The organism is Mesorhizobium opportunistum WSM2075 (genome assembly GCF_000176035.2).
Classification (GTDB): Bacteria; Pseudomonadota; Alphaproteobacteria; order Rhizobiales; family Rhizobiaceae; genus Mesorhizobium; species Mesorhizobium opportunistum.
Map to the genome: position 1 here is coordinate 2,741,405 of NC_015675.1, position 14,984 is coordinate 2,756,388.

The window sequence follows — 14,984 nt, forward strand, 5'->3', positions numbered from 1 at the left end:
TGTGGAGACGTGCCGGCCTCTGTCGATGGCGTGGGCCGATAGATATCTTCGCAATGAGTAATCCCGGCCGTTAAGGCTTGCGCAAGTTCTGCCATCTATCATCGATTGCTAATGTGGAGGGCGACATGAAACGCAAGCCGATTCTGCTCTTTCTCTTTCCCGCTCTTGTCCTTGCTATCCTGGCGGGAGCGCGTATCGCGACATTCTTGCTGGGCGCCTATCCGGCGAGCCCCACAATGTGGTGGATCTGGCTTGAACTGCGGCCGTTGTCGACGATGTTCTGGCAACAGGTCGACTTCTATCTGGACAGCTCGATGATCCTCGATTTCACGATCCTGGCCGCCGCCTTGATCGTTAGCTGGCTTGCCTGCCACGCCCGTAAGCGGGCTCCATTCTTTCTGGCCAACCATCTGGCGCTGCTTTTCGTGGGACTGATGATAGCCGCCAGCAGCCAATCTCAGACGGCGAGCACCATTGCCGCCTTTACGGCGCCCAGCGGCCTCCAATTTTCGCTGATGGTCGATTTCTCCTGGCAGAACAGCCTGGTCCTGCTTCTGGGCACGGCCGCGTGTGTTTACTGTCACGTTGCCTTCCTCACCGAAGCGAGGCAACGCGCGGAGCTGCGGGCAATGCAGCTCGTCACCCTGCAGCGGGATCTCTAGAAGACGCCGTCAACGCCGGCGGCTTCAATTGATCTTGCGGTAATAGACCTTGCCGTCCGGCTGCTCTATGCGCTGGTAGTTGGAGTTTGGGGGAGGCGGCGCCGAAGCGATCCTCCTTTTGGGCTGTCGCGGCGCTTCGATGACGCTGGCCTCGCTGGCGGTTTCGCTATCGAGCGCCTCGGGCGCTTCCGCCACCGCGCTGGTGGTAACCTCGGATTGTTCCGCCATATTCGGCGTACTGTTGCCGGCGACGGCGGGCGGGGTCTGCTCCAGCCTGGCAAGGCTGCCATTGATTTGGTTGAAGTTGCCCTGCAACTGGCTGTCCAGTTTTTCGAACCGGCTCTGGAAGCCGTTGTTGACCGTATCGAGCCGCGCCGCGATCCGTTGCTCGAATGCTCCGAGCTGCTCCAGCCGCGCCTCGACGGAGCGCAGGTCGTTGATGCCCCGATAGAGATAGATGGCAGCCGCCATGTTGATCAGGGTGATGAGCAAGGCGCCGGCGGCGACGACGCCGATCGCTTTTGCGTTGCCGGGTCTGTCGACGGCGACCTGTTCGCGTTTGCCAACATCGATCGCCGGCATGCCCGGCTCGCTGATCGTCGTCATTGAACCACCACCTTGGCGCCGATCGGGACGCGCTTGAAAAGGTCGATCACATCGGTGTTGGTGAGGCGGAAGCAGCCCGATGTTCCGTCGAAGCCGACCCCTGACGGGTCATTAGTGCCGTGGATTCGGTAGAGCGTGTCATGCCCGTCCCGAGACAGATAGAGCGCCCTGGCGCCAAGCGGATTGTAGGGACCGGCCGGCACCATTTCCGGCAGCTCCGGTTGGCGGGCACGCATTTCCTTTGGCGGGCGCCATTGCGGCCATTCCGTCTTGGCTCCGACCTTGACGACCCCGGTCCAGCCGAAACCATCGCGCCCGACGCTGATCTTATAGCGAAGCGCCTGGCCCTGGCGCGTCACCAGGTAGAGCGCCTTCTCGTCCTTGCGGATGATGATCGTTCCGGGCTGTTCGGCGGTTTCGAAGGCGACTGTCTTGCGCAGGCTTGGACCCATGGCCGGCAGCGGCGGAGCGCCCGCGGACCCGGCATGGGCGCCGCCCGGCATCACAAGCGCCAGGCCCGCGATGCAGGCGGCGGCCAGCCCCGAGGCGATCCGATGCCTATCGGGCAGCGTCATCGAGCCGCTCTTTGAACATCGTCTTCAGATCCTTGTTGAAGCGCGCCCGCCCGTCCACTTCCGAAGGCAGGATCGCCCGGTTCAGGGCATCGGCGAGAAGCGCGTTGTCCAGCGCCAGCGACTTGATGTGCGGCGCCTTGAATATCTTCTCCAGCTCGCTGCGCGAGAAGTGGTTCCCGAACCATTTGCGCTTGTGCTTGTTGGCGACGAGCGTGATGTTGACCGCGTTGCCGCGCAGTTCGCGGATCTTGCTGTAGAGCCGCTTGCCTTGCCGCAGCGACGCGACGTTAAGCTCGAACACGATGAAGATCTCGTCGCTCGTCGAAAGCACGGAATTGTGCCAGGGCGTATCGAGATTGGGCAGGTCGATGACGATGTCGTCGAAGCGGTAGGCGACCAGGTCCAGAAGCCGGAACACGAAATCGCTGCCACGCGGCTCGAAGGGCAGTTGCGGCCGCTCGAACGCATAGAGGGTGAGGCCGGACGGGCGCGAAAGCTTGATGACGTCCATCAGCTCGACGTCGAGCCGTTCGGGCTGGCCGATGATGCCCGTCAGGTCGAACTGGTTGAACTGGTTGATATAGGCGCCGCAATTGGCGCTCTGGAAATCAAGATCGACCAGGCAGGTCGAAGCCGCGCGCTCGGCCGATTTGGAGGCCAGGAATTCGGCCGCCGACAGCGCGAGCGTCGTGGCGCCGGCGCCGCCGCTGGCGCTGATGAAGGTGATGATGCGGCTTTTCGTTCCCTGGTTGCCGGTGTCGTGGAAGGTCACCGCGTTGAGCAGTTCCTTGCCGTCGAGCGGCTTGTGCAGCCAGTCCGAGGCGTTCATGCGCACCAGCACGCGCGTCTGCTCCGAGGTCAGCTCGTCGGAGACCGCGATCAGCGGCACGGACGCCCACAGCCCGCGCGCCTCGACGATGCCGGGCCTGCCGAGCAGCCCGCCGCTGCCGAGATCGAGGATGACGATGCCCGGACGCGCATCGGCGGGCGGACCCTTGAGAAAATCGTCCGTCTCGGAAACCCTGACGTCATAGATCGCCAGCGCATCGAGCCGCGTCGCCACCTCGCGCTTGAAATTCGCATCCGACGAAAACAGCGCCACCTGCTTTCGCTTGGTCGGCGTAACCTTGGTGTTGATGGCATTCATGATCCGGCGCTCTTCATGTCTTCGCCCGTGACCGTGCTCAGCATGGAGGGCATAGTGATGTCGTTGAAACCCATCAGTCCCTTCAGGAAGAAGAACTGGAAGGTTACGTTTTGCAGGCTGACGGCGATCGTCGGCACGGGTCCGCCCAAGCGGGTCTGGTAGCCCAAACCGCTGGCCATATAGGTGATGACGATCTTGTCGCGGTGTAGTCCCGGGAAGAAGTGGCACATGCCCGGTCGCTGGTTTGCCGCCAGCGTGGGACACGTATCATCGTTGGTATACGTCGTGTCGCCTCTGAAGATGGTACTGAAACCGGCCGCGTTGAATTTGCTGGTGTCACCGTTACAGGCCCCGGTGTTGCCGGTGTAGTAGCAGACAAAGGGCGCGTAATCGGTGGTTTTGACCGGCGCGCCCGGTGTCGTGGTTGGCGCCGCGGTCGCGAGCGCTGTCGAAACCGGATCGGAGATCGAGGCCAGCCGCGCCCCGACCTGGACCGCCTTGGTGGCCGCGTTCCATTGATAGAAGGCGTAGCCGAAATCCACGAAGCCGAAAACAAGCGAAAACAGCAGAACCGACACGAGGGTCATTTCCACCATCGCCGCACCGTCTTCCGATTTTGCAAAACGCTGGATCATGGTCAGAACCGGATCAACCGCTCCTCGTGGACGCCATGAAGCGTGATCGGTCCGATGCCGATGAACGACAGCATTCCAACACCGGTGTACGGGTAGGAGCCGACCGCGCGGACGACGCACACTTGTGCCGTGGTTGACCGATATAAGGTAACGCCGGCCGACACGGCGTCCTGGCAGGAATTGGCCATGGTTACCGTCGCAAACGATGTCGCTCCCGATGTTTGCCAGCCGCTGACGCGCGGGACGTCAGCCTGCGTCACTATGGGCTTGCCGAACACCGCGATATTCGCGGCGTAGCCGGTACAGTCGATCCCCGCCAGCCCGGCGTCGGTATACAACTGACTGTTACAGCGCGCAGCATAACGAGCGCCATCCGTAAGCCCGGCCTCCATCAACAGCTTGTCATGGATCAGGTTGCCGAATTCGAACACGCCGGCCGACAAGATCAACATCAGCGGCGTGATCAGCGTCATTTCGACAAGCACCGAGCCGCGGTGGTCGCGTCGAAATCGATCGAGGTGACGGAACAATGTTCTGATCATCGCCATCACCGATAGAGCTGCGCTTCATCACGCAGGAAGTTGTCGAGCGTGCCGCGCCCGCCTTTGCCGGTGATGTCGACCAGCTCGACATAGATGTCCTTGCTGTCCTTGATCGGCTCGGTGATGAAGAAGCTGCCGAAAGCACGCACCGGAATATTGTCGGCGCGACCGTTGAACCCTCCGATCGCATTGCAGTCGATGATGGCGCCATAGAGGATGCGCCGGTCCACCGTTGTGACCGGCGTCTGGCTGCAGGACGGCGTGCCTGTTTCACCGCCGACCGAAGCATCACTAACGATACTGTCATTGGTGAGAGGATTTCCGTCTGGGTCAAGCTCGTAACGATACATTTCGTAGCGGGTGGCGCCTACAAGCGACGCAGGCAAGGCACCGCGTGTCGGATGATTGACGGTCCAATAGCGGCTTGAATTCCAATCGCCCGTCCCCATGCGACCGCCCATAAGCGTGCAAGTTCCGGTGATCTGGCAGGAGTCCCGTTCAAGCCCTACACCCTTTGTAGGGTCGGTCTCGAAGTCGGTCTTTGCGTTGTTGCAACTGATGCTTTTGAGCCCCATGCGGACGTTGGCGGCCGGGCCATTGGCCGTTCCGATATAGTTCTTGCTGATGCCGAAGCGGGCATTCAGGCCGTCTTGCACTGGTCCGGTGCTCTGTCCAGGATCCGTGTCGACGCCATCCTGAGCATAGCAACCGACTGGTTTCACACGGGCCAGGGATGCTTCCAGGGCAGGTGATCCATTGCCGTCAGGGGACGAAAGAAAGGCGAAGTTGCCTGGCTGGTAGGAACCATTGTCGCGCAGAAGGATCTGGCGACGTCGATATGCCTGTGAATTTGCCGCCTGTTCCAGAGTCACTCCGCCGGTGAGGCTCGTATCCTCGTAAGGGTTGCACATGAAGACCGGGGTGTAATCGCAGACGCTCGACTTGAACCCGGCGACTGCGACAGCGCCGATGTTGAAGCTGTTGTTGGCAGAATTTCCTGTCAGGTACGAAGCCGGGAAAATGGCGCTGAAGCCGAGGGGGGCAACCGTCACTTGAATGAAACGCGTTTCCGGTTCGCCTGCTATCGGGTCGGTATTGGCGTAATTAGTTGTCGTGATGGGCAGATTGTCATTTGGAATAGTCTTCAGGAAACACCATGAAATGTTGCCGGCACTGTTGCATCGCACTGTGCCGCCCGGTTGATCCGAGGCAAGAAAGAACCGGCCGGACGTCGAGAAATTGCTCTCATTTTTGACCAGCTTCGCCATGGCGCGCTCGGCTCGCGCCCAGGCGCCAGTGGTACCATCCAGCTCGGCAGCGCCAGCCAAGGCAAATGCATCCGCCCCCTTCTGCAAATCGTTGTGGAGGTTGTTGACCCGGCTCATGTCGATCGCCAGCAGCGAAAAGCCGATGAGCGCCGGCAGCGTGACGCTGACGAGGATCAGCGCTATTCCCCTCTGGTCGTGCCAGAACGCGCGAACGGTCCGTAACATGACGTTACTCTCTGCTTTCTTGCGTCAGGGCCCCTCGCTTGCCCAGCGCCCTCCGCATCCCTCTGTTCAGCTCACGGCGTCACGCCCGAGCCGCCGACATTGACCGTGATCGCCGGCGGTGGTGGCGGTGGCGGCGGAAATTTGTAGCTATGCGCGACAAGCGCGGCACGCGTGCCGTCGCCCTCGATATGTGTGTTCCTGGAGTTTGGATTGAGCGGGTCGACGGTCTGCAGCATCGAATTGAACTTCTGCGTGTCGCCGGCCGCCAGGGTCACCGAATCGTAGTGGTTCAGATAGTCGGCGGCGCAGCCTGTCAGCGCGCCGGCGCACAATATGAGGATCAAGGCGCTATTTCTTGACATAGAGCATCTTGTCCTTCGATTTGAAGTCGAGCATGTGGCCATAGGGGCCGGTGACGCCGTCGCCCGTTTCATATTTGCGGATCATGTCCTTGTTCACCTCGAGCTGACCGAGCACGAAGAACTCGGGATCGTTGGCCGGTCTGGTCTTGTCGAACGGCGTCGCCAACTGTTCGCCGGGCTTCACCGGCCGCACAATGTGCGGCGTGACGATGACCACCAGCTCGGTTTCTTCCTTCTGGTTGCTCGAATTGCGGAACAGCGTGCCGATCACCGGCACCTGGCCGAGCCACGGCACCTGGTTCTGGAGCTTGGTGGTCTTGCTGGACAGCAGGCCGCCGACCGCGAAGCTCTGGCCATCGCGCAGTTCGACGACCGTATCCAATTTGCGGTTGGTGAAGATCGGGTCGCCGGCGCTGGTGAAGCCGGTCAGGTCGCTCACCTCTGGCGCCAAACTGATATGGATCTTGTCGTCGGCGAGCACGATCGGCGTGAACTGAAGATTGACGCCGAATTGCTTGTACTCGATCTGGATCAAGCCATCCTTGGTGACACTGCGGATCGGCACCTGGCCGCCTGCGTTGAAGCTGGCCGGCTCGCCGGAAAGCGTGGTGAGATTGGGGTTCGCCAACGTGCGCACCACGCCCTTGGCCTCGAGCGCCTCGATAATCAGATCGACTTTGATGTTGCTGTCGATAATCTGGGTGATTAGTGACGCGAAAGGATTGGTTTTCGACAGCAGACCCGTCACCAGGGTTCCTGGATCCGCTCCGGGTGGAGTAGTAGCTGCGATGCCGGTTCCAAAAATGGTTGCACTGCTGCCTCTACTACGGAACGACACGCCGAGGTCGCGACCGGCGTTGCGCTTGGCTTCCAGAACGCGCACTTCCAGATTGACCTGCTGGCTGTCATCCACGGTGACCGAATTGATGATGGCGTCGGGACCATATTGCTGCGCCACCTGCATGATGGCCTCCAGCGTGGCGCCGTCCTTGACATGGCCGCCAAGCCTGACCTTGCCGTTGATCGAACCGATTTCGATGCGCGACCGTGGCGATACCTGGCGGATGGCCTGGGCCATGTCACTGACGTCGACGCCGACCTCGATCTGAATGACGCCGAGCGAGCGCTTGTCGGTGGAGAACAGATTGACCGTGGTGGTGCCGGCGCCCTTGCCGATCACATAGAGCGTCCGGTCGGTCATCGGCTGCGCATCGGCGATCTTCTCGTCGCCGACGACGATGTCACCCAGATTGGCATTCACCTGGATCGTCACCGATTGCGACATCGGCAGGAACACACGATGGACGCTAGGGTTCGACACGTCGATAAATCTGTCAGCCGCATCGGCCGCGAGGCTCGTCAGCAACAACGCGCCCAGACAGGACAACGCCGCCGCCCCCATCCTCAACCAAGACCCCTGCATCCCCGTCTCCCCACTCGCTGCCCGCGGCAGCGCCAAACTCATCACCGCGCTGCTGTTATGGTTGTCGCGGCACGTCATATGTCTCGAGCTTCACACCCCGAAATACGCCCACAGTCACCTGTTTAGGCGGTTCCGGCTGCACGTATTTGACCACTTCCTTGACGACTTCCCCGGTTTCCGGAGCCGACACCACGGCCGGGGCAGGCTTCACCTTGCCCAACTCGTCGAGGCGGCTTCCCACCCGCTCCACCGCCTGGGTCAGTCCGGCAATCTTGTCCTCGGCATGCTTGCGCTCGGCAGCGGCTTCCGCTTCTGCGGCGGCCTTCTTGTCGAGCTCGGCTTGCCTTTTGGCGACGTCCGCCGGCGTTTCGCCGGTCAGGTCGGAAAGTGTAATCCGTTCGGTCGTCTCGCCTTTGCTGGCGGCGGCCTGGCGCAGCGCCAGCGACAATTGGCCGGCGCCCGCCGCCAAAGTCAGCTTCTGCGCATCCTTGGTGCTGGCCTCCAGTGTCACGGATTTCACCACTGTCGGGCTGTCCTTGCTCTCATCGGCCACCTGGTCGACGGCGAGCACCTTCATGCTCTGCAGCAAGACATCGACAAAACTTTTGTCCGTGCCGTCGTCGTCGCGCACGGTGCGTGTCAGGAGTATGTCGACCCGGTCGCCTGGGAAGACAAAGCCGGCGACGCCAAGCACGTCGTTGACCCTGATGGAAACGGCTTTCATGCCTTCGCCAAGCACCGCCGAAAGAGTGGCGCGCTGGCCGGGCCCTGTGATCTTGGTTGCGAGGACCGGCTCATTGACGCCGATCGACTGCAACGCCTGCTTGGTGCCTCCGCCAACCGGGAGATCCTTGGTCAGGAGTTCTTCCGTCGTCTTGAAGGCGCCGGCCGGAACCGCGCCCGCAGGCCAGGCGACTTCGCGCAATTTGTCGGCGGACAGTATATCGCCGAACTTCAGCGCCACCGCAGCCACCACGACCGTGTCGCGCTGGACTTCATTCGTCTGCGCAATCGCGCCACGCTGGTTGGCCAGCCAGATATTGGCCAGCACAACGGCCAAAACGCCGAAGACGCCGGCAAGGACAATCATGATGATGGTGTTCGCGCGCATAGCCCAACCCGCCCATTGGCTTACGATCGCCCCTCAAGAGACAATCGCCTTTCGTCCGAAAGAGTCGGCCCAGGCAACTGCCCGGGCCGACTCCAAGTTGTTACGCCGGATTCGGCGATGAGGTCGTCAACGTGCTGTTGAGCGTAACCCACTTGCCGCTGACCCAGGTGCCGACCAGTGCAACAGTGGCGATGACCGCGACCGTGATGATGCCGAGCAGCACTGTATATTCGACCATTGCAGCGCCGTTCTCGTCGTCGCGGAACTGCCGGGTCATCGTCATGAGCTTCTTCATGTCAATTTCTCCCTTTGGAGGTTTGAACCCGACGAGACAGAGCTAGGAATGAACCCCATACCCAAGCATCCCCCGTCACCTCAATCCTAGGTCCCACGAAAAAGCAGAGTCAAATGCGATTAAGTGTTTGTTTACGTTTGAATACCTGATCGGGCGGGGTTTCAGTCGGTTTTAATTTTGACAAGACCTTGATTCGATTAATTTTTCAAGTGATCTTAACCATTCGTTCACAATTTAGCGCTAGCTTATATAGCGGCATGAAATATTAGCAATACCGCATATCCCTTTATATCTAGGGGGTTACGGGGAGTTTCCGGCACAACGCCATATGTTGCGCTCCGCAAGGTTCCGTCAGGCTGGACGAGGAGGAGCCTCGGGTAAATAAAAACGATATTTTTGGCGCCGCTTGCTTAACTATGTTGTAAGTAATGGCTCGCGGTTCGTTCCCAGGCGCTTGCCCGCTCCCGTGGTTAATGATTAGTTTAGACAATTCGAATGTAGCGGGGGCTAATTTTTCGTGTTGAGTCGATCGGAAGCCGGGCAGGCGGGAGGTGGGGAGCGGTTCGCAAGACCACTGCCGGATCGCGCACGCGACGTGACCCAGCTAGGCGCCAATGCATATTCGCGGTTCGATTCCAGACGGATTTTTCACAAGAGCCGGGTTCTCGTCCTGATTGTGGCCTTGCTCATGGGGCTTGGGGCCGTAGACTTGATCTGGCTTCCGTTCTCGAATGTGGCTGTCGCCCCAAGTTTCTGGATCGATACCGCCTCCATAGTGGTGCCTTTGGGCGTGCTGTGGGCGTCTCTTGGGGCGATGCGCTACCAGTTGCGCAAGACACCTTTTCGCTATCGCGGCATCGTGAGGGAGTTGGCGGGCAGGACCGAGGCGCTGGTAGGGAACTTCAGTGTTGTCACCTTGTTCTCGGTAGGGCTCCTGCTGTTCTCCTATCTGGCGAGCGCGACAAGCCGGCCTTTGATGGATAAATATCTGGCTGCGGGGGATGCTGCCTTGCACTTCGATTGGGTTGCCTATGTCGGTGGGCTGAACAATCACCCCTGGATTGCGGCCGCGCTTTCGCAAGCCTATTTCAGTCTGAAGATTCAGCTGTTGCTGCCGACGGCAATCCTGGCCTTTACCGGTCGATCGGGCCGCCTGTTGGAATACGCCGCTCATTTTGGGCTTGCCGGTTGTCTGACGTGCCTGATCGCAATGGCCGTGCCGGCGGCCGGCACTCTTTATTTCTACCACCCTTCGCCGGATCTTCTGAGTGCCTTTGCTCCCGGCGCCGGATCGCGGCATCTGGAACAGCTTTACGCGCTCCGCACGCAGCAGCCGTTCCTGATCGAGCATCCGGAAGGCCTTATCACATTCCCATCCTTCCACTCCGCCCTGGCCGTGATATTCGTCTACTCGGTGCGCGGCATACGCTTCGTGGCGCTGCCTGTGTTCCTGCTTGACGCCATGCTGTTATTGGCCACGCCGGCCGAAGGCGGTCACCATCTGGTGGACATTCTCGCCGGTGTCTTGATCGCGGCTGCGGCGATTCAATCTGTCCGCTTGATTGGCGGCGCCGGCGCCTTGCGATCGGCAAACAGTTTCAGGGCAGGCGAATTCGAGGGCAGCACAAAATGCTAGGCCGTTTCCTCAAGGGACCGGCAGAACAGCCGGCACAGCAACGTGTGTCGCTGCCTGCGGCGCCAACGCCGGCGATCCCGGACCTTGCGCCGCACGGCGATGAGTTCCTTGCTTTGAAAGTCGATCTCCATCGGCATCTAATTGACCGGTTCAACCTCACGGCGCTTGAAACGGCGTCGAAGGACGAGATCCTGAACGAGATCCTGCCGATCGTTCGCGAATTCGTTCGTGGTCGAAACGTGCCGCTGAACGCCCGCGAGCTCGACCAGCTTACAAGCGACACCGCCGACGAGATGCTCGGATTGGGGCCGATCGAACCATTGCTCAAGGACGATTCCATCGCCGACATATTGATCAACACGCACAAGCGCGTGTTCATTGAACGGCGCGGCGTGATCGAGGAAACGTCGATCCGCTTCCGTGACGAGGCGCATTTACTGCGTGTCATCAACAAGATCGTCTCGGCCATTGGCCGGCGCGTCGATGAATCAGCGCCCATGGTCGATGCCCGTCTGGAAGATGGCTCGCGCGTCAACATCGCGGTGCGCCCGATCTCCGTGGACGGCCCGCTAGTTTCGATCCGCAAATTCTCCAAGAACCCTTACTCGCTTGAACGCCTGATGGTACTCAATTCGATCCGGCAGCCAATGGTCGATCTGCTGCGGATCGCCGTGCAAGCGCGCAAGTCGATCCTGGTTTCGGGCGGCACCGGCAGCGGCAAGACGACCCTGCTCAACGCGCTGTCGAGCTACATTCCGTCCAAGGAGCGCCTGATCACCATTGAGGACGCTGCGGAACTGCAATTGCAGCAGCCGCATGTCGGCCGGCTGGAGACGCGCCCGCCCAACGTCGAGGGCAAGGGCGAGGTGCGTCAGCGCGAATTGCTGAAGAACGCGCTGCGCATGCGGCCGGATCGCATCATTGTGGGCGAGGTGCGCGGCGAGGAAGCCTTCGACATGCTGCAGGCGATGAACACCGGCCATGAGGGCTCGATGACCACCATCCATGCCAACACGCCGCGCGATGCGATATCGCGGCTTGAGCAGATGGTCGGCATGGCCGGCATGCCGATGAGCAACGATTCCATCCGGGCGCAGATTGCGTCCGCCATCGACATCATCGTCCAGACACAGCGTCTTTCGGATGGAGGCAGGCGCGTAACATCCATATCGGAGCTGACCGGCATGGAAGGCAATGTCGTCCAGCTTCAGGAAATCTATCACTTCGTTCGCCGCGACGTTGGCACGGATGGAACGATTATCGGCGAGTTTCGCGCCACTGGTGTTCGACCGCGCTTTGCCCAGGAGGCGGCGACGCTTGGCCATCAGTTCGCCAAGGATGCCTTCAATCCTCAGGTTCCGTTATGATCCCGACCGGCCAGACCCTGCTCTACTTCATTTATGTCTTGGCGGCCGCCTCGGTGATTCTCGCCGCCGAGTCATTTTTTCTGTCCTTCGCTGGGCGACGGACGAGGGCAGGAATCATCAACCGGCGCTTGCGACGACTGGGTGAGGACTCGCCCGCCGAACAAAGCCTGCAAGGCCTACTGCAAGAGCGCGGCCTGACGGCCTCGGGCGATTTTATTTTCGGCGCGGTAGCTTTGAACCGGCTTTATACGCAATCCGGCATAACCGGTAACCCGTTGGCATTTGCCGCGGTATTCCTGCTTGCCGGTCTGGTGCTGGCGCTGATGCTGCCATTGCTGTTGGGTTTCTCTGCCATCGTCGCGGTCATTGTCTTTCTACTCGTCGGCCTCGTCCTGCCACTCATGGTATTGCGGCGCGCGCGAAACAAAAGAATCCAGAAATTCGCCGCGCAACTCCCGGATGCGCTCGACATGATCGTGCGCTCGTTACGGGCCGGTCACCCAACCACCGTGGCGATCGGACTTGTCGCGCGTGAGATGCCGGACCCGCTCGGTACCGAATTCGGCATCGTGTCCGACGAAATCACGTTCGGCCTCAGCTTGGAACAGGCCGTGCGGAAGCTCTCGCAACGTGTAGGCTTCGAAGGGCTCCATCTGCTTTCGGTTTCCCTCTCCATTCAGGCCAAGACCGGCGGCAACCTGACCGAAATCCTGGCCAATCTGTCCTCCGTGCTGCGCGAGCGTCGCAAGCTGCGCATGAAGATCAAAGCGCTTTCCGCCGAGGGCCGAATGTCGGCCTGGATCATCTCGTTGTTTCCGGTTGTCATGTTCGGCATCCTGCTGCTCGTGGCGCCAAAATTCTACGGAGAAGTGTGGGATAGTCCGCTCATCCTGCCAGTATTCGTGATCTTCGGATTGTGGGCGCTGCTCGGTGATTTCATCATGTACCGCATGGTGAATTTTGATTTCTAAGTTGGGAGGCATCTCCATTCTAACCTTTATCGAAGACCCGACCGTTCTGCTCTCCGTTGCCGTTTTTCTTGCAGCGGCGGCGCTTTTTGTGCTGGGCGCCCTGGTGATCATGCCGGCTATCCAGACGAGACGGCTGGTCGAGCAAAGTCTTCTTTCCGAGGGGATCACCAATCGTCGATCGCTCTATGCGCAACAGGAACTCAACAGGATATCGGCCAAGCGGCCTGTCGATGCCTATTTCCGCACTCTTGAGAAGGAACGCGGCGAGCCGAATGCGCTGGAAGCAAAATTGTTTCGAGCCGGGTTTTATCAGGCAAGCGCGCCGACAATTTACACGCTGACGCGCCTCGGAGCGGTCTGCGTCGGGTTTCTTGGTACTTACGCTGTTCTGACGGCAGTATTGCCGCCGCAGGTGCCCGGCTTCGCAGCTTTTGCCGGTGCGGCACTGATCGGGCTTGGTTGCCTCGTCATCCCCAGCATTGCACTTGACCGGTTCGAGAACGGCCAAAAGCGGATCTATCGCCGTGGCTTTCCCGATTTCATGGATATGATGATCACCTGTGCGGATGCCGGTATGAGCCTCGAGGCGGCCGTCGAGCGCGTCGGCGCCGAACTGGCCGGCACCCACAAATGGCTCGGCATCCAGTTGTCGATCATGACACTGCAGTTGCGCGCGGGTAAGCCGCTGCGCGAAGCGTTACGCGAGTTGGCTGACCGAATCGGGCTTGAGGAAGCGCGAGCCTTGGCTGTGCTGTTCCGCCAATCCGAGGAACTTGGCACAAGCCTGACGGACGCTTTGCGCATTTATAGCGACGAGATGCGCGGCCAGAGAATTTTGCATGCTGAAGAACGCGCCAACGCGCTTCCGGTCAAGATGATGATTCCGCTCGGGCTTTGTATCTTTCCCGTCGTGATGATGGTTATCATGTTGCCGCTGATCATCCGGATGAAAGGCGTTTTCTTCTAGCTGCTTATATGCTTTGGTCCTAATATGAGTCGGGGACCCTTTGGGGATAGAATATGAAGAGGGTTATTGTAGCCGCGGTCTGTCTGTTGGTGACGGCGCTTGCCGGCTGCCAGACGAACGGCGCGGACACCACAGGTGGTGTCGTCCGCACCAACGAACCGTCGAAAGGCGACGTAACGTCGTTCGGCGATGCCTTCGATGGGGTGAAGACGGTCAGCGACGTTGAATATTACGCCTCGGACCAGGCCGTCGCGGAAGCCAAGAACCAGTTTCGGGCAGAGAATTACGGCAATGCCGGCGCCCTGTTCTTCAAGGCGACGCAGCTCGCCCCCAATGACGGCGGCGCCTGGATGGGACTGGCCGCCTGTACCGACCGAATTCACCGCTTCGATCTTTCCGATAGGGCCTATGGCCGAGCCTTCAAGCTGATGGGTGCGTCGCCCGAATATTACAACAATGTCGGCTATTCCTACCTGCTGCGCGGCAAGTTGCAGGACGCACGCAGCAATTTCCTCAAGGCCTACGAACTGGCGCCCAACGATCCGACCGTAGCCAACAATCTGAAGCTGCTGTCGTCAAGCGTGCAGAATATCGAGCGCTAGCATGTTGCTCGTCGAAGCGCTGCTGCTGAACGTGCTTGCCATCCCTCTGCTGGCAAGGATTGCGTGGCTCGACTTCAAGACACAGAAGATTACCAATCGCGACGTGCTGCTGCTGCTTTGCCTGGGAGCGGGGCGGCTGCTGCTGCTTTCGCTCCAGTCCGGATCCTGGTGGGACATGGGGCTGAGTGCCATTGCCGCGCTTCTGTTGCTTGTAGCATTCTTCCCGTTCTGGGTGCTGCGCAAGGTCGGTGCAGGTGATGTCAAGCTGATGGCGGTCATGCCGTTTTTGACCAGTGGCAGCGGCCTTGTCCTGTTTTCCATGTTGTTGCTGGTCTTTGCCTTGATCACAGTAACAGTGGTGAAAGCACCGTTCATGCTGCCCGAGGGCGCGTTTCGGCTCTACATCCAGCATATGGACCGCAAGGGCGTCGTGCCGTTTGGAGTCCCGATCTCCGTGGCGGCAATCTGCACGGTCGCGTTCCAGATATACAGCTATTCGTTGGTCTATGGTTTTGCTCAAGGATGAACGAAGGGCAAGTCATTCGACATTAGATTTCGATATTCCGTCAGGTTTATCAAATGGAACCGTC

At 60.0% G+C, this 14,984-nt stretch carries 17 protein-coding genes; 7 read left to right on the forward strand and 10 right to left on the reverse strand.

The genetic code is table 11. The features are described from left to right. Positions 1-125: 125 nt before the first annotated feature. Positions 126-662 carry a hypothetical protein gene (locus MESOP_RS13120; protein WP_013893812.1) on the forward strand — a complete coding sequence of 179 codons (537 nt, stop codon included), beginning with the start codon at positions 126-128 and terminating at the stop codon, positions 660-662. Positions 663-686: 24 nt separating this feature from the next. On the opposite strand, the gene MESOP_RS13125 is transcribed toward MESOP_RS13120, so the two are convergent. From MESOP_RS13125 to MESOP_RS13170, 10 genes are all read right to left on the reverse strand, one after another. Next, entirely contained in the window at positions 687-1,268 is a 582-nt protein-coding gene (locus MESOP_RS13125; protein WP_013893813.1) for a hypothetical protein, read from the reverse strand. Further along, complete coding sequence (locus MESOP_RS13130) at positions 1,265-1,843, reverse strand: L,D-transpeptidase (protein WP_013893814.1); 579 nt, start codon at positions 1,841-1,843, stop codon at positions 1,265-1,267. Before MESOP_RS13130 ends, MESOP_RS13125 begins: the two co-directional genes overlap by 4 nt. Continuing rightward, positions 1,827-2,990: a CpaE/TadZ family protein gene (locus MESOP_RS13135; protein ID WP_013893815.1), complete on the reverse strand. Its 1,164-nt coding sequence runs from the start codon at positions 2,988-2,990 to the stop codon at positions 1,827-1,829. Before MESOP_RS13135 ends, MESOP_RS13130 begins: the two co-directional genes overlap by 17 nt. Then, positions 2,987-3,625, reverse strand: coding sequence for a TadE/TadG family type IV pilus assembly protein (locus MESOP_RS13140; protein ID WP_013893816.1), 639 nt, complete (start codon positions 3,623-3,625; stop codon positions 2,987-2,989). The genes MESOP_RS13135 and MESOP_RS13140 overlap by 4 nt, the downstream gene beginning before the upstream one ends. Positions 3,626-3,627: 2 nt before the next feature. Next, positions 3,628-4,167 carry a TadE/TadG family type IV pilus assembly protein gene (locus MESOP_RS13145; RefSeq protein ID WP_150111269.1) on the reverse strand — a complete coding sequence of 180 codons (540 nt, stop codon included), beginning with the start codon at positions 4,165-4,167 and terminating at the stop codon, positions 3,628-3,630. Positions 4,168-4,172: 5 nt separating this feature from the next. Continuing rightward, positions 4,173-5,660 carry a TadE/TadG family type IV pilus assembly protein gene (locus MESOP_RS13150; protein WP_013893818.1) on the reverse strand — a complete coding sequence of 496 codons (1,488 nt, stop codon included), beginning with the start codon at positions 5,658-5,660 and terminating at the stop codon, positions 4,173-4,175. A 71-nt stretch (positions 5,661-5,731) separates the two neighbouring features. Continuing rightward, complete coding sequence (locus MESOP_RS13155) at positions 5,732-6,004, reverse strand: hypothetical protein (protein WP_245265087.1); 273 nt, start codon at positions 6,002-6,004, stop codon at positions 5,732-5,734. 4 nt (positions 6,005-6,008) lie between these two features. Beyond that, on the reverse strand, positions 6,009-7,445 hold the full coding sequence (locus MESOP_RS13160; RefSeq protein WP_013893820.1) for a type II and III secretion system protein family protein: 1,437 nt from the start codon (positions 7,443-7,445) through the stop codon (positions 6,009-6,011). A 55-nt stretch (positions 7,446-7,500) separates the two neighbouring features. Further along, complete coding sequence (cpaB, locus tag MESOP_RS13165; RefSeq protein WP_013893821.1) at positions 7,501-8,556, reverse strand: Flp pilus assembly protein CpaB; 1,056 nt, start codon at positions 8,554-8,556, stop codon at positions 7,501-7,503. 100 nt (positions 8,557-8,656) lie between these two features. After that, entirely contained in the window at positions 8,657-8,851 is a 195-nt protein-coding gene (locus MESOP_RS13170) for a Flp family type IVb pilin (protein WP_013893822.1), read from the reverse strand. A gap of 595 nt (positions 8,852-9,446) precedes the next feature. Between MESOP_RS13170 and MESOP_RS13175 the strand changes: the two genes are divergently transcribed. The 6 genes from MESOP_RS13175 to MESOP_RS13200 are packed head-to-tail and all read left to right on the forward strand — an operon-like array spanning position 9,447 to position 14,920. Then, positions 9,447-10,487, forward strand: a complete 1,041-nt coding sequence (locus MESOP_RS13175) for a phosphatase PAP2 family protein (protein WP_083833244.1) — start codon at positions 9,447-9,449, stop codon at positions 10,485-10,487. Next, positions 10,481-11,854, forward strand: coding sequence for a TadA family conjugal transfer-associated ATPase (locus MESOP_RS13180; protein WP_013893824.1), 1,374 nt, complete (start codon positions 10,481-10,483; stop codon positions 11,852-11,854). Before MESOP_RS13175 ends, MESOP_RS13180 begins: the two co-directional genes overlap by 7 nt. Next, a complete protein-coding gene (locus tag MESOP_RS13185; RefSeq protein ID WP_013893825.1) occupies positions 11,851-12,825 on the forward strand; it encodes a type II secretion system F family protein in 975 nt (324 codons plus the stop codon). The genes MESOP_RS13180 and MESOP_RS13185 overlap by 4 nt, the downstream gene beginning before the upstream one ends. Before the next feature lies 1 nt (position 12,826). Beyond that, the gene (locus MESOP_RS13190) at positions 12,827-13,792 is read left to right on the forward strand and encodes a type II secretion system F family protein (protein WP_013893826.1); all 966 of its coding nucleotides are present in this window, start codon (positions 12,827-12,829) and stop codon (positions 13,790-13,792) included. A 53-nt stretch (positions 13,793-13,845) separates the two neighbouring features. Next, positions 13,846-14,394 carry a tetratricopeptide repeat protein gene (locus tag MESOP_RS13195; protein WP_013893827.1) on the forward strand — a complete coding sequence of 183 codons (549 nt, stop codon included), beginning with the start codon at positions 13,846-13,848 and terminating at the stop codon, positions 14,392-14,394. A gap of 1 nt (position 14,395) precedes the next feature. Beyond that, positions 14,396-14,920 carry a prepilin peptidase gene (locus MESOP_RS13200; protein ID WP_013893828.1) on the forward strand — a complete coding sequence of 175 codons (525 nt, stop codon included), beginning with the start codon at positions 14,396-14,398 and terminating at the stop codon, positions 14,918-14,920. The last annotated feature ends 64 nt before the right edge of the window (positions 14,921-14,984 follow it).